A 12981-nucleotide genomic window follows, 5' to 3' on the forward strand; every position below is an offset into this window, starting at 1 on the left:
ACCGGCGGCCGGTCACACGGGCAGCAGGCGGGGTGCCGGCCGGCCGGGCTGCGTCTCCTGGAGCTCCAGCACCCACACCTCGTTGCCACCCTCCCGCAGCACCGGGCCGGGGACGCAGAGGGTGCGCTGGGGGCCCACCGACCAGTAACGGCCCAGGCCGAAGCCGTTGACCCAGACGAAGCCGCGCGTCCAGCCGGGCAGTTCCAGCCGGGCGTCCCCGGCCCCGCGGACCTCGGCCGTGCCCCGATACAGCCCCGGCGCGCCGTGCGCGGGCGGCGCGCCGAACGGCACCCCCGCCACACCCCCTCGGAACGAGTCGAGGTCCAGCCCGCGCGCGCGTACCCCGTGCAGATACTGCCGCTCGTGCAGGATGCCGCCCGTGATCCCCTTCGCCTCGCCGGACCGCGGCCCGTAGCTCACCCTTCCGAGGGACTCCACCCACAGCTCCACGCGCGCGGGGCCCGCGACGGGCTCCTTCAGCCGCGGCTCCTCCTCCGTGAGCACCCCGGCCGGCTCGCCGTCGACGTACACCACCGCGAGGTCCCGCAGCCCCCGCACGGTGAGCGGGTACGGCTGCCGGGGTCCGGGCACGTCGACCTCGTAGCGCACCAGGCCCCGGGTGACGTGCAGTTCCTCGAAGGAGGGCGGCACCGGGGAGGCCGTCTCCCCGCCGCCCAGCGCCTCAAGGACGTCACCCAGGGGCGCCCAGCCGTCCAGCACGACCTCGGCCGGGCGGCCCAACGGGGCGGGCGCGGGCGGCGGTTCGGGCAGCGGCTCGGAGTGGTACTCGGCCAGCACCTCGCGGAAGCGCCAGAACTTCTCGGTCGGGCGGCCGTACTCGTCCACCGGGGCGTCGTAGTCGTAGGACGTCACATCCGGCTCCAGCGGGCCGTCGTGCAGCTCGCCGCCCCGGTTGGCCCCCGCCCAGCCGCCGAAGCTCGTGCCGCCGTGCGCCATGTAGAGGTTCACCGAAGCCCCGCACTCCAGGATCTCCCGCAGCACACCGGCGGCCTCCTCCGGATCCCGTACGGCATGCCCGCCGGCCCAGTGGTCGAACCAGCCGCACCAGAACTCCGCGCACATCAGCGGGCCCCCGGGGCGGTGGCGGCGCAGCGTGGCGAAGGCCTCGCGCGCGTGGGAGCCGAAGTTCACCGTGGCGAGCACCCCGGGCAGCGAACCGCCGCTCAGCATGTGGTCCTCGGGGCCGTCGGAGGTGAACAGCGGGACCGTGACCCCCTCGGCGCGCAGCACGGCGGCCAATTCCCGCAGGTACCGGGTGTCGCTGCCGTAGCTGCCGTACTCGTTCTCCACCTGCACCAGGACCACCGGGCCGCCGCGGCCGATCTGCCGGGGCACGACCTCGCGCAGCAGACGGCGCAACCAGTGCCGCACCGGGCCCAGGTAGCGCTCGTCGCGCGTGCGCACGCGCGTGCCCGCCGCGGCCGTCACCCAGGACGGCAGTCCGCCGTTCTCCCACTCGGCGCAGATGTAGGGGCCCGGCCGCACGACCGCCCAGAGGCCCGCCTCCCGGACCGCGTCCAGGAACCGGCCGAGCGCCCGCACGTCCCGGTGGTCTCCCGGGCGGGGCTCGTGCAGGTTCCAGGGGACGTACGTCTCCACGCAGTTCAGGCCCATCGCCCGGAGCATCGCCAGCCGGTGGCGCCAGTGCCGCTCGTGCACCCGGAAGTAGTGCAGGGCCCCGGACAGCAGCCGTACCGGCCGTCCGTCCAGCAGGAAGCCGGATTCCCCCACCGCGAACTCGCTCATGCGGCCCACCCTCGCCCCTTCCCGCGCCCGGCACCATGGACGAAGATCGGCACTGCTTGGACAAAAGTCGGCCGTCGCCGACGCGGGGAGGAGCGCCGATGTACCAGACCTGGATGCGGTTCTTCAGCCCCGGCCCCGCCCACCACCGCCTCGGCCTGGTCTGCCTCGGCGTCGGCCTCCAGCACGGCGCGCTGCCCACGGTCGGCCCGCGCACCCTCGACCACCACGTGGCCGTCGTGATCAGCTCGGGCGGCGGCTGGTACCGGGGCGCGGACGGCCGCCGTACGACCGTCACCGCGCCCGCGCTGCTGTGGCTGACCCCGGGCGTGCCGCACCACTACGCGCCCGACGCGCACTCCGGCTGGGACGAGGGCTTCGTCGACTTCGCCGGGCCCGCCACCACGACCTACACCGAACTCGGCTACATCGAACCCGAGCGGCCCGTCGTCGCCCTCTCCGACGCCGCCGGGCCCCGGGCGGTCGTCGCCCGCATCGCCCGCGCCGCCCGCCGCGGCAACCCGCTGCTGGAGGTGGAGACCGGCGCCGCCGTGCACGAACTGCTCGTCGCGCTGCGCCGCGCCCGCGCCGACCTCGCGCCCGACGGCGACCAGGTGCTGGAGGCCCTCGCCCGCGACGCCTGCACCCCGATGAGCGTCTCCGACCACGCGGCCCGGCACGGCATGACCACCGCCGAGCTGCGCGGCGCGGTCCGCCGGGCGGCCGGATGCAGCCCCAAGGACTACCTCCTCGGGATCCGTCTCGGCCGCGCCAAGGAACTGCTCGCCGCCACCGAACTGCCCGTCGCGGCCGTCGCCCGCCGCGTCGGCTACGACGATCCGGCCTACTTCTCCCGGCTGTTCACCCGTCGTGTCGGCCTCGCTCCCGTCCGCTTCCGCGCCCAGCAGGGGCGCAGCGTCCCCGGTGGCTGGAGCGACCGCGTCCCGGAACCCGACGCCCCTCCGGTGATCGAATCCCGCCACACCCCGTAGGGGCGGCCCCGGCGAGCACATAGGGTGGGCACCCATGACCACCAGCAACACCGGCACCGGTGACGTGGACCCCGGGGTCCGCCAGGAACTGGAGCGGCTGCGCGACAGCATCGACAACATCGACGCGGCCGTCGTCCACATGCTCGCCGAGCGTTTCAAGGCCACGCAGCAGGTCGGCCGGCTCAAGGCGGTGCACCAGCTGCCGCCCGCCGACCCGGCCCGCGAGGCCCGCCAGATCGAGCGGCTGCGCCGCCTCGCCGAGAGCGCCAAGCTCGATCCCGCGTTCGCCGAGAAGTTCCTGAACTTCATCATCGCCGAGGTGATCAGGCACCACGAGCGCATCGCCGAGGACACCAACGGGCGCTGACCCGCAAGGGGCGGACGGGCCGGCCGCGGGGGCAGGGGAGCGAAGCGGACATAAGCCGTGTACCGATCCGCCCCTGTGCGCTGTCGGTCCCATCAGGCAGCATGGCCTGCATGTCCGTACTCACGCGCGACGAAGCGCAGCTCCGTGCACAGCTCCTCGACGTCCACCACTACACGGTCGAACTGGACCTCACCACCGGGGACGAGACCTTCGGCTCCCACACCGTGATCCGGTTCACCGCACGGACGGACGGCGACACGTTCGTCGAGCTGAAGCCCGCCGAGCTGCGCGGCGTCACGCTCGACGGGCAGCCCCTCGACCCGGACTCGCTGCACGAGGGCCGGCTGCCGCTGAAGGACCTCGCCGCCGGCGAGCACGAACTGCGCGTCGACGCGGTCATGCGCTACTCCCGCACCGGCGAGGGCATGCACCGCTTCACCGACCCGAGCGACGGCGAGACGTACGTCTACACGCAGCTGTTCATGGACGACGTCCAGCGCGTCTTCACCGCCTTCGACCAGCCCGACCTGAAGTCCGTCTTCGAGGTCTCCGTCAAGGCCCCCGAGGGCTGGACGGTGCTCGCCAACGGGGTCACCGAGGAGCGGGGCGACGGTGTCTGGCGGGCCGCGCCGACCCCGCTGATCTCCACCTACCTGGTCGCCGTCGCGGCCGGCCCCTGGCACTCGGTGCGGACCGAGCACCGCGGACTGCCCTTCGGCATCCACTGCCGCCGCTCCCTCGCGCCGTACCTCGACACCGATGCGGACGAGATCCTCGACGTCACGCGCGCGTGCTACGACCGGTACCACGAGAAGTTCGAGGAGCCGTACCCCTTCGACTCCTACGACCAGGCGTTCGTCCCCGAGTTCAACGCGGGCGCCATGGAGAACCCGGGCCTGGTCACCTTCCGCGACGAGTTCGTCTACCGGTCCGCGGTCACCGAGACCGAGCGGCAGACCCGCGCCATGGTCATCGCGCACGAGATGGCCCACATGTGGTTCGGCGACCTGGTCACCCTCAAGTGGTGGGACGACATCTGGCTGAACGAGTCCTTCGCCGAGTACATGGGCTACCAGACCACCGCCGAGGCCACCCGCTTCACCGACCCCTGGACCGAGTTCGGCGTCACCCGCAAGGCCTGGGGGTACGACGCCGACCAGCGGCCCACCACCCACCCGGTCGCCCCCGAGAACGTCGACGACACGGCCTCCGCGCTGCTCAACTTCGACGGCATCTCCTACGCCAAGGGCGCCTCCGCCCTGCGCCAGCTGGCCGCCTGGCTGGGCGAGAAGGACTTCCTCGCCGGCATCAACACCCACTTCGCCCGGCACAAGTTCGGCAACGCCACCCTCGCCGACTTCATCGACTCCCTCGCCTCGGCCACCGAGCGCGACGTGCACGCCTGGGCCGACAGCTGGCTGCGCACCACCGGCGTCGACACGCTCACGCCCGTGATCACCGCCGCCGAGGGCACCTGCGTGCTGACCGTGGACCGCGCGGGCAGCCGCCCGCACCGCCTCACCGCCGGCCTCTACGACCACGACGTCGCCGACGAGGGCCGGCTGGTGCTGCGCGAGCGCCGCGACCTCGACGTCCCGCAGGCCGAGCCGCAGCCCATCGGCAAGCGTCCCGCGCTGCTCCTCCTGAACGACGGCGACCTCACCTACGCCAAGGTCCGCTTCGACACCGAGTCGTTCGACGCCCTCCGCGCCGGACTGTCAGGGCTGCCCGACCCGCTCACCCGCGCGGTCGTCTGGAACGCCCTCAGGGACGCCGTCCGCGACGGCGAACTGCCCCCCGCCGCCTATCTGGAGACGGCCCGCGCGCACCTCCCGCGCGAGACCGACCTGGCCGTCGTGCAGGGCGTCCTCGCCTTCGCCTCCGGCCAGATCGCCGACCAGTACCTGCCCGCCGAGGAGCGCCCGGCCGCCCTGGCCACCCTCACCTCGCTCTGCCGCGACCTGCTGCGGCGCACCGAGGACGGCGACCACCCCGGCCTGCGGCTGATCGCCGTGCGCCATCTGATCGGCGTGGCCGCGCACCCGGACACCATCGCCGCCTGGCTCGCCGACGGCACGGTGCCCGGGGGGCCGGAGCTCGACCCCGAGCTGCGCTGGCGCGTCCTCTCCCGGCTCGCCGTGCTCGGCGCCACCGACGAGGCCGCCATCGCCGCCGAGCTGGAGCGCGACCCGAGCGCCACCGGCCAGGAGGGCGCCGCCCGCTGCCGTGCCGCCCTGCCCGACCCGGACGCCAAGCGCGCGGCCTGGGAGGCGATGTTCGCCGGCGACGACCTGTCGAACTACCTGTTCACGGCCACCGCGCAGGGCTTCTGGCAGCCCGAGCAGGCCGAGCTGGTACGGGAGTACGTGGCACGCTTCTACGACGACGCGGTCTCCCTCGCCGCCCGCCGCGGCCCCGCCATCGCGGTCGCCGCCGGCCGCTGGTGCTTCCCGGCCCACGCCGTCGACGCCGAGAACGTGCGTCTCGGCGAGGCGTGCCTGGACGACGCCGAGCTCACCCCGGCCCTGCGCCGTACCCTCGCCGACCGGCTCGACGACCTGACCAGGGCCCTGCGGGTGCGCGGGGAGTAGGTCCGGCGACGTAGACGCGGCTGGTCCCCGGCGACGATGCGGCGCGGGGACCGCCCTCCTAGGCTCTGCGGGAACGATCGGCCGAGCCTCTGGAGGCAGCATCGTGATCGTCGTGACCGGCGCGACCGGCAACGTCGGACGCGCCCTCGTCGACCGTCTCCTCGCCGCGGGTCAGCCCGTGCGCGCGCTGACCCGCGACCCCGAACGGGCCGCGCTGCCCGGGCGGGCCGAGGTGGTGCGATTCCGGCCGGAGGACCCCGCTGCCCTGTTCGAGGGCGCGACGAAACTCTTCCTCTACGCCCAGGCGGGCACCGTCTCCCTCCTCGACGCGGCCCGCGCGCACGGCGTCCGGCACGCCGTGCTGCTCTCCAGCGGCATCGTCCAGGAGGGCGCGGACGAGACCCACCCCATCCACGTCGCGCACGCCACGGTGGAACGGCGGATCCGCGACAGCGGGCTCGCCTGGACCTTCCTGCGGCCCAACGCGTTCGCCACCAACGCCCTGCGGTGGGCGCCCCAGATCCGCGCCGGGAACACCGTCCGGGGCGTGTTCGCGGACGGGCTCTCCGCGCCCATCCACGAGGACGACATCGCGGCCGTCGCCGAGCGCGCGCTGCTCGACGACGGGCACGAGGGCGCCGTGCACCGGCTGACCGGACCCGAGGCGGTCAGCAACGCCGAGCAGGTCGCGGCGATCGGCGCGGCCGTCGGCAAGGAACTGGCCTTCGTCGAGGTGGACCCGCGCGAGGCGGGCCCGGAACTCTTCCCGCACGTGCCGCCGCAGATGCTCGAACGGCTGCTGGAGACCTTCGCCGGAACCGTCGGCGTGCCTCCGGAGATCACCGCGACGGTCGAGAAGACCACCGGCACCCCCGCCCGCACCTTCGCCCAGTGGGCCAGGGACCACGCGGGGGACTTCACGGCCTAGGACAGGGGGGGCCGACGGAGGCCGACACCCCCCAGGACTCAGCCCGCGGCCGGGCCGAGCGCCGCCCGCCGTACACTGGCTCGGGAGACTCAGCACGCCCCCCGGGCGGAGGATGGCCCGTCGTACGCTGCCGTGCGGGACTCAGCCCGAGCGCCGCCCGCCGTACACCGCCTCGCCGGACTCAGGCCGTCGCCGGGCGGAGGATGGCCCGTCGTGCACCGGCTTGCCGTGCTCAGCCCGTCGCCGGGCGGAGCACGGCCCGTCGTACGCCGTCCTCGCGTGGGCCCGGGCGGCGGCCGGCCGTGCCGTCTGGGGCACCCGTGTCGAGGGTGAAGCCGAGCCGCCGCAGGAAGCACTCGCCGGGCCGCCAGCCCGGCGGGACCGTCGCCGTCACCACCGTCGCGCCCTCGGCGCGGGCCAGCAGGGACGCGGCCAGGGCCCGGCCGAGGCCCCGCCCCCGCGCCCACGGGGCCAGCAGGAACAGGCCCACGGCCACCGCGCCCGGCTCCGGATGGTCACGCACGGCGTCCACCACGCCCGCGACCACCCCGTCCCGCTCCAGCACCAGCAGCACCTTGTCGTCGGGTCCCGCGCCCTCGGGCAGCGCGTAGAACAGGCTCTGCACGTCGCCCGGCCCCGACGGCAGGCCAGTGGCCGCCACGAACCAGTCCTCGCACTCCTCGAACAGCCTGAGCAGGGGTTCCTCGTCCGCCGGGCCGAGCTCACGGACCAGCACGCGCTCACCGGGCACGTCGATCATCCACGCGTCAACCATTCGACTGAAAGTACCCCTCGCGGCCCCCGCTCCAACGTGTTTTCCCCGCACGGCAGTACCCACTTTCGGGTTTCGATCGTTGGACTTTCAGGACACGTGGCCCCCTTCCCGTACAAGCTGGAAGACCACTCACAAGCCGGAACCCGACCGGACCCGGAAACCCGCGGCTGAGGACGCAAGAGCCCGACGACCGGGGAGTCCGCCGGAGGTCCGCGCGCCGCGCCCCGGAGGAGAGCCATGAGCGGAGGAGAGCCGATGCGTACGCCGCCCCTCGCCTCGGGACCCGAAGGGCCCGACGCCCTGCGGCCGCTGCTCGACACCGTGCTCGACGCGCTCGCGGCCGGCGGCCGGGCGCGCGGCGGCCCGCTGCCCGCCGGCGGTCCCGCCGCCGTCGCCGCCCGGGTCGCCGACGCCCTCGGGGACGTCCTGCCGGAGGACGGCGACCCCGACGCCCTGCGCGCGCTCGTGCACGCCCTCGCCGAGGGCGCGGCCGACCCCGCCGAGCCCCTGTGCGCGGCCCATCTGCACTGCCCGCCGCTCGCCGTCGCCACCGCCGCCGACCTCGCCGCGAGCGCCCTGAACCCCTCCCTGGACTCCTGGGACCAGGCCCCGGCCGCCTCCGCGCTGGAATCCGTCGTGGCACGCGCGCTCGCCCGCGAGACCGGGCTGGCCGACGCCGTGGTCACCACCGGCGGCACCGAGTCCAACCTGCTCGCGCTGCTGCTCGCCCGCGAGGCGCACGACGGCAGCGTCCGACTCGTCTGCGGCGCCAACGCCCACCACTCCCTGGCCCGCGCCGCCTGGCTGCTCGGCCTGCCCGACCCGGTGGTCGTCCCGGCGCCCAACGGCACCCTCGACCCGGCCGCCCTGGACGCCGCCCTCACCACGCTCCCCGGCCCGCTGCTCGTCGCCGCCACCGCCGGCACCACCGACGCCGGCCTGATCGACCCCCTGCCCCAGATCGCGGGCCTGTGCGCCGCCCACGGCACCCGCCTGCACATCGACGCCGCCTACGGCGGAGGGCTGCTGTTCAGCGGCCGGCACCGCGAGAAGCTCGCCGGGCTCGAAGCCGCCCACACCGTCACCCTCGACCTGCACAAGCTCGGCTGGCAGCCGGTCGCCGCGGGGCTGCTCGCCGTCGCACGCCCGGGCGAACTCGCCGTGCTCCACCAGCGCGCGGACTACCTCAACGCCGACGACGACACCGAGGCGGGCCTGCCCGACCTGCTCGACCGCTCGCTGCGCACCACCCGCCGCCCCGACGTCCTGAAGATCGCCGTCACCCTGAGGACCCTCGGCCGCGGCGGCCTGGGCGCCCTGGTCGACCAGGTGTGCGCCCGGGCCGACGAGTTCGCCGAGCTCGTCCAGGACCACCCCGGCTTCGAGCTGTACGGCCGGCCCGTCATCAGCACGGTCCTCTTCCGGCCCGCCGGGGCCGGCGACGACGCCGTGGCCACCGTGCGCCGCAGGCTGCTGCACGAGGGCCGGGCCGTCCTCGGCCGCGCCCGCCCGGACGGCCGGCTCTGGCTCAAGGCCACCCTCCTCAACCCCCGCACCCGGCCGGACGACTTGGCCCACCTGTTGAAACTCGTCGAAGGAAGCACCCCCGGATGACCCTCCCCCCACGCCACGAGCCCGAGTCCCCCCGCGACCTGGTCGGCATCGGCATCGGACCGTGCAACCTCTCCCTCGCCGCCCTCGCCCACCCGCTCGCCGAACTCGACGCCGTCTTCTACGAACAGCGGCCCGGCTTCGACTGGCACCCCGGTCTGCTCATCGAGGGCGCCACCGTCCAAGTGCCGTTCCTGGCCGACCTGGTGACCCTCGCCGACCCCACCAGCCCCTGGAGCTTCCTCAACTACCTTCGGGCCCGGGAGCGGCTGTTCCCCTTCTACTTCGCCGAGCGCTTCCACATCCAGCGCGCCGAGTACGACGCCTACTGCCGCTGGGTCGCCCAGAGCCTGCCCGGGCTGCGCTTTCGCCACCAGGTCGACGCCGTCCGCTGGAACCCCGAACGCGACGTGTTCGAGGTCGACTTCACCCAGCTCGACGCCGAGGGCGAGGCGGAGGCCCTCGGCCGCACCTACACCCGCAACATCGTCCTCGGCGTCGGCACCGTCCCCCATGTGCCCGACCCGCTCAGGCCCCTGGTGGAGGCCCCCGGCGTGCCCGTCATCCACGCCGCCGACTACCTCGACCACCGCGACGACGTCCTCGCCGCCGGGCACGTCACCGTCGTCGGCTCCGGACAGTCCGGCGCCGAGGTCTTCCTCGACCTGCTGCGCCACCGCCCGGCCGGCCGGGAGAGGCTGCACTGGATCGGCCGCACCGAGGCGTTCGCGCCGATGGAGTACTCCAAGCTCGGCCTGGAGCACTTCACGCCCGACTACACCCGCTACTTCCACGCCCTGCCCGAGCCCGTCCGCGACCGGCTGGTCTCCGCGCAGTGGCAGCTGCACAAGGGCATCGACGCCGACACCCTCGCCGCCCTCCACGACGAGCTGTACCGGCGCACCCTGCACGGCGGCTGGCCCGACGCCGTCCTCACCCCCGGCGTCCGGGTGCGCACCGCGGGCCGCATCGCCAACACCCGGATCGAACTCCATCTGGAGCACATCCAGCAGGACGGCCGCTCCCGGCTCACCACCGACGCCGTCGTCCTCGCCACCGGCTACCGGGAACGGCCGCTCGGCCGCATCCTCGCCGGACTCGACCCCTACATGCGCCGCGACAGCAGCGAACGCCCGCGCATCGACGAGGAGTTCCGGCTGGTCCTCGACCCCTCGGTGACCGGCTCCGTCCACGTGCAGAACGCCGAGCTCCACACCCACGGCGTGGGCGCCCCCGACCTCGGGCTCGCCGCCTGGCGCAGCGCCACCATCCTCAACTCCGTGACCGGGAAGGACCCCTACCCGCTCGCCGAGCGCACCGCCTTCACCACCTTCGGTCTGGAGGGGCCCGCACGCGTCCCGGGGACCCGGCGGCCGAAGCAGCTGACGCCACTCGTCGAGGGAAGGTGACGAGCCGGTCGTCGTGACCGCGTACATCACCCCCGGTAGTCGACCGGCGAAGGAAAAGGGGCCGGGTGCGCGGGGAATTCGCTCATGCGAGCGGTCCCCCGCACAATTCAACACTTGTCAATAAGGCTTCACTCAAGCGTTGTTGAGTAGTCACGCCACCCGGAATCTCTACCCACCGGTAAGGCCTAGGCTCGAATACATGCGCCGAGCAAAGATCGTTTGTACATTGGGGCCCGCCACCGACTCGTACGACCAGATCAAGGCACTGGTCGACACCGGAATGGACGTCGCCCGCTTCAACCTCAGCCACGGCACCCGCGCCGAACACGAGGAGCGTTATCAGCGCGTGAGAAAGGCGGCCGACGAGACCGGCCGCAGCGTCGGAATCCTCGCCGACCTTCAAGGTCCGAAGATCCGGCTCGGCCGCTTCGCCGAAGGACCGGTACTGCTTGAACGCGGCGACGCCTTCACGATCACCGTGGAGGAGGGCGTCGAGGGCGACCGCCACCGCTGCGGCACCACCTACGCCGGCCTCGCCGCCGACGTCGCCCCCGGTGAGCGCGTCCTGGTGGACGACGGCAAGGTCTGCCTGGAGGTCACCGCCGTCGACGGCCCCCGCGTGCACACCCGGGTGGTCGAGGGCGGCATGGTCTCCGACCACAAGGGACTCAACCTCCCCGGCGTCGCCGTCTCCGTCCCCGCCCTCTCCGAGAAGGACGAGGACGACCTGCGCTGGGCGCTGCGCACCGGCTTCGACGTCGTCGCGCTCTCCTTCGTGCGCAGTGGCGACGACGCCAGGGTCGTGCACCGCATCATGGCCGAGGAGGGCCGCCGCCTCCCGGTGATCGCCAAGATCGAGAAGCCGCAGGCCGTGGCGAACCTCGACGACATCGTGGCCGCCTTCGACGGGCTGATGGTCGCGCGTGGCGACCTCGGCGTGGAGATGCCGCTGGAGCAGGTGCCGATCGTCCAGAAGCGCGCCGTCAAGCTCGCCAGGCGCAACGCCAAGCCGGTCATCGTCGCCACCCAGATGCTCGACTCGATGATCGTCAACTCCCGCCCCACCCGCGCCGAGGCCTCGGACGTGGCCAACGCCGTCCTCGACGGCGCGGACGCGGTGATGCTCTCCGGCGAGACCAGCGTCGGCCGCCACCCGGTCGAGACCGTGCGCACCATGGCGAAGATCGTCGCCGCGGCCGAGGAGGACATGCTGGCCAAGGGCCTGCCGCCGCTGACCGAGCGGAGCAAGCCCCGCACCCAGGGCGGCGCCGTCGCCCGGGCCGCCGCCGAGATGGGCGACTTCCTCGGCGCGAAGTTCCTCGTGGCCTTCACCCAGTCGGGAGACACGGCCCGCCGGCTCTCCCGCTACCGCTCGCCGATCCCGCTGCTCGCCTTCACCCCCGAGCCGGCCACCCGTTCCCAGCTCAGCCTCACCTGGGGCGCGGAGACCTTCCTCGGCCCGCACGTCGACTCGACGGACGCCATGGTCGAGCAGGTGGACGAGTTGCTGCTGCGGTACGGCCGCTGCCGGAAGGGTGATGTCGTGGTGATCACCGCGGGCTCGCCGCCCGGGGTCTCCGGCTCGACCAACATGGTCCGCGTCCACCACATCGGTGAGGACGACAGCCCCCGGGCATGAGAAAGGGCCCCTCAACCCGAGGGGCCCGCCCAAACAGTGACCTTGGAATCCAAGGAAAAGTGCCCCGGGTCGGACTCGAACCGACACTGTACGGGTTTTGAATCCGTTGCCTGCTGCCAATTGGGCTACCGGGGCTCGCAGAATCCAAGGTTTCCCCCGACCCTCCGCGCGTCCACCATACCGTAGCTAGGTAGGCTCTTGTCAGCAGTAGCCCTGCCCTGAACGAGGAGCCCCCGTGACCGCCGAGTCGCCCCAGCCCGTAGACGCGCCCGACGACGACAAGTCGCACGTGCCTCCGCTGACGACCCGTGTCGTCATCGCCGAGGACGAGGCCCTGATCCGGCTCGACCTCAAGGAGATGCTGGAAGAGGAGGGCTACAGCGTCGTCGGTGAGGCCGGGGACGGTGAGCAGGCCGTGGAGCTGGCCCGCGAGCACCGGCCGGACCTGGTCATCCTGGACGTCAAGATGCCCAAGCTGGACGGTATCTCCGCGGCCGAGAAGATCGCCGAGGAGTCCATCGCGCCGGTCCTGATGCTCACCGCCTTCTCGCAGCGCGACCTCGTCGAGCGGGCCCGGGACGCCGGTGCCATGGCGTACCTGGTCAAGCCGTTCAGCAAGAGCGACGTCGTCCCGGCCATCGAGATGGCGGTCTCCCGCTTCACCGAGCTGAAGCAGCTGGAGAAGGAGGTCGCCGACCTCACCCTGCGGCTGGAGACCCGCAAGCTTGTCGACCGCGCGAAGTCCATCCTGCAGACCGAGTACGGCCTGACCGAGCCGGCCGCCTTCCGCTGGATCCAGAAGACGTCGATGGACCGCCGCATGTCGATGCAGCAGGTCGCCGAGGCCGTCATCGCGGACAGCGAGGAGAAGAAGGCCAGGAACGGCTGAGCCGCGGCTCCCGTAC

Annotated in this window: 10 protein-coding genes and 1 tRNA gene; 8 read left to right on the top strand and 3 right to left on the bottom strand. The window is 73.3% G+C overall.

All coding sequences use genetic code 11. The features are described from left to right. Positions 1-12: 12 nt before the first annotated feature. Positions 13-1767, bottom strand: coding sequence for a glycoside hydrolase family 35 protein (locus ACZ7FF_RS03690; protein ID WP_470809144.1), 1755 nt, complete (start codon positions 1765-1767; stop codon positions 13-15). A 98-nt stretch (positions 1768-1865) separates the two neighbouring features. Here ACZ7FF_RS03690 and ACZ7FF_RS03695 point away from each other — a divergent pair, with 98 nt between their 5' ends. From ACZ7FF_RS03695 to ACZ7FF_RS03710, 4 genes are all read left to right on the top strand, one after another. Then, positions 1866-2756 carry a helix-turn-helix domain-containing protein gene (locus ACZ7FF_RS03695; RefSeq protein ID WP_470809145.1) on the top strand — a complete coding sequence of 297 codons (891 nt, stop codon included), beginning with the start codon at positions 1866-1868 and terminating at the stop codon, positions 2754-2756. 34 nt (positions 2757-2790) lie between these two features. Continuing rightward, a complete protein-coding gene (locus ACZ7FF_RS03700) occupies positions 2791-3123 on the top strand; it encodes a chorismate mutase (protein WP_470809147.1) in 333 nt (110 codons plus the stop codon). Positions 3124-3233: 110 nt separating this feature from the next. Next, positions 3234-5714, top strand: a complete 2481-nt coding sequence (gene pepN, locus ACZ7FF_RS03705) for an aminopeptidase N (protein ID WP_470809148.1) — start codon at positions 3234-3236, stop codon at positions 5712-5714. Between the two features lie 103 nt (positions 5715-5817). Then, on the top strand, positions 5818-6642 hold the full coding sequence (locus ACZ7FF_RS03710) for an NAD(P)H-binding protein (protein ID WP_470809149.1): 825 nt from the start codon (positions 5818-5820) through the stop codon (positions 6640-6642). Positions 6643-6874: 232 nt separating this feature from the next. Here ACZ7FF_RS03710 and ACZ7FF_RS03715 read toward each other — a convergent pair whose 3' ends face one another. Further along, complete coding sequence (locus tag ACZ7FF_RS03715) at positions 6875-7417, bottom strand: GNAT family N-acetyltransferase (RefSeq protein WP_470809151.1); 543 nt, start codon at positions 7415-7417, stop codon at positions 6875-6877. A gap of 255 nt (positions 7418-7672) precedes the next feature. Here ACZ7FF_RS03715 and ACZ7FF_RS03720 point away from each other — a divergent pair, with 255 nt between their 5' ends. The 3 genes from ACZ7FF_RS03720 (at position 7673) to pyk (ending at position 12076) form a co-directional block, all read left to right on the top strand. Further along, positions 7673-9031, top strand: a complete 1359-nt coding sequence (locus ACZ7FF_RS03720) for a pyridoxal phosphate-dependent decarboxylase family protein (RefSeq protein WP_470809153.1) — start codon at positions 7673-7675, stop codon at positions 9029-9031. Continuing rightward, positions 9028-10437 carry a lysine N(6)-hydroxylase/L-ornithine N(5)-oxygenase family protein gene (locus ACZ7FF_RS03725; protein WP_470809154.1) on the top strand — a complete coding sequence of 470 codons (1410 nt, stop codon included), beginning with the start codon at positions 9028-9030 and terminating at the stop codon, positions 10435-10437. The genes ACZ7FF_RS03720 and ACZ7FF_RS03725 overlap by 4 nt, the downstream gene beginning before the upstream one ends. A gap of 199 nt (positions 10438-10636) precedes the next feature. Beyond that, positions 10637-12076 (top strand): pyruvate kinase, encoded by a 1440-nt coding sequence (gene pyk, locus ACZ7FF_RS03730; protein WP_470809156.1) that lies wholly within the window; start codon positions 10637-10639, stop codon positions 12074-12076. Positions 12077-12136: 60 nt separating this feature from the next. Here the strand turns inward: pyk and ACZ7FF_RS03735 are convergent. Next, positions 12137-12211, bottom strand: a tRNA-Leu gene (locus ACZ7FF_RS03735). Between the two features lie 100 nt (positions 12212-12311). Between ACZ7FF_RS03735 and ACZ7FF_RS03740 the strand changes: the two genes are divergently transcribed. Beyond that, positions 12312-12965 (top strand): ANTAR domain-containing response regulator, encoded by a 654-nt coding sequence (locus ACZ7FF_RS03740; RefSeq protein ID WP_470809157.1) that lies wholly within the window; start codon positions 12312-12314, stop codon positions 12963-12965. Positions 12966-12981: the final 16 nt, after the last annotated feature.

This window comes from Streptomyces sp. NPDC037126 (genome assembly GCF_055605965.1).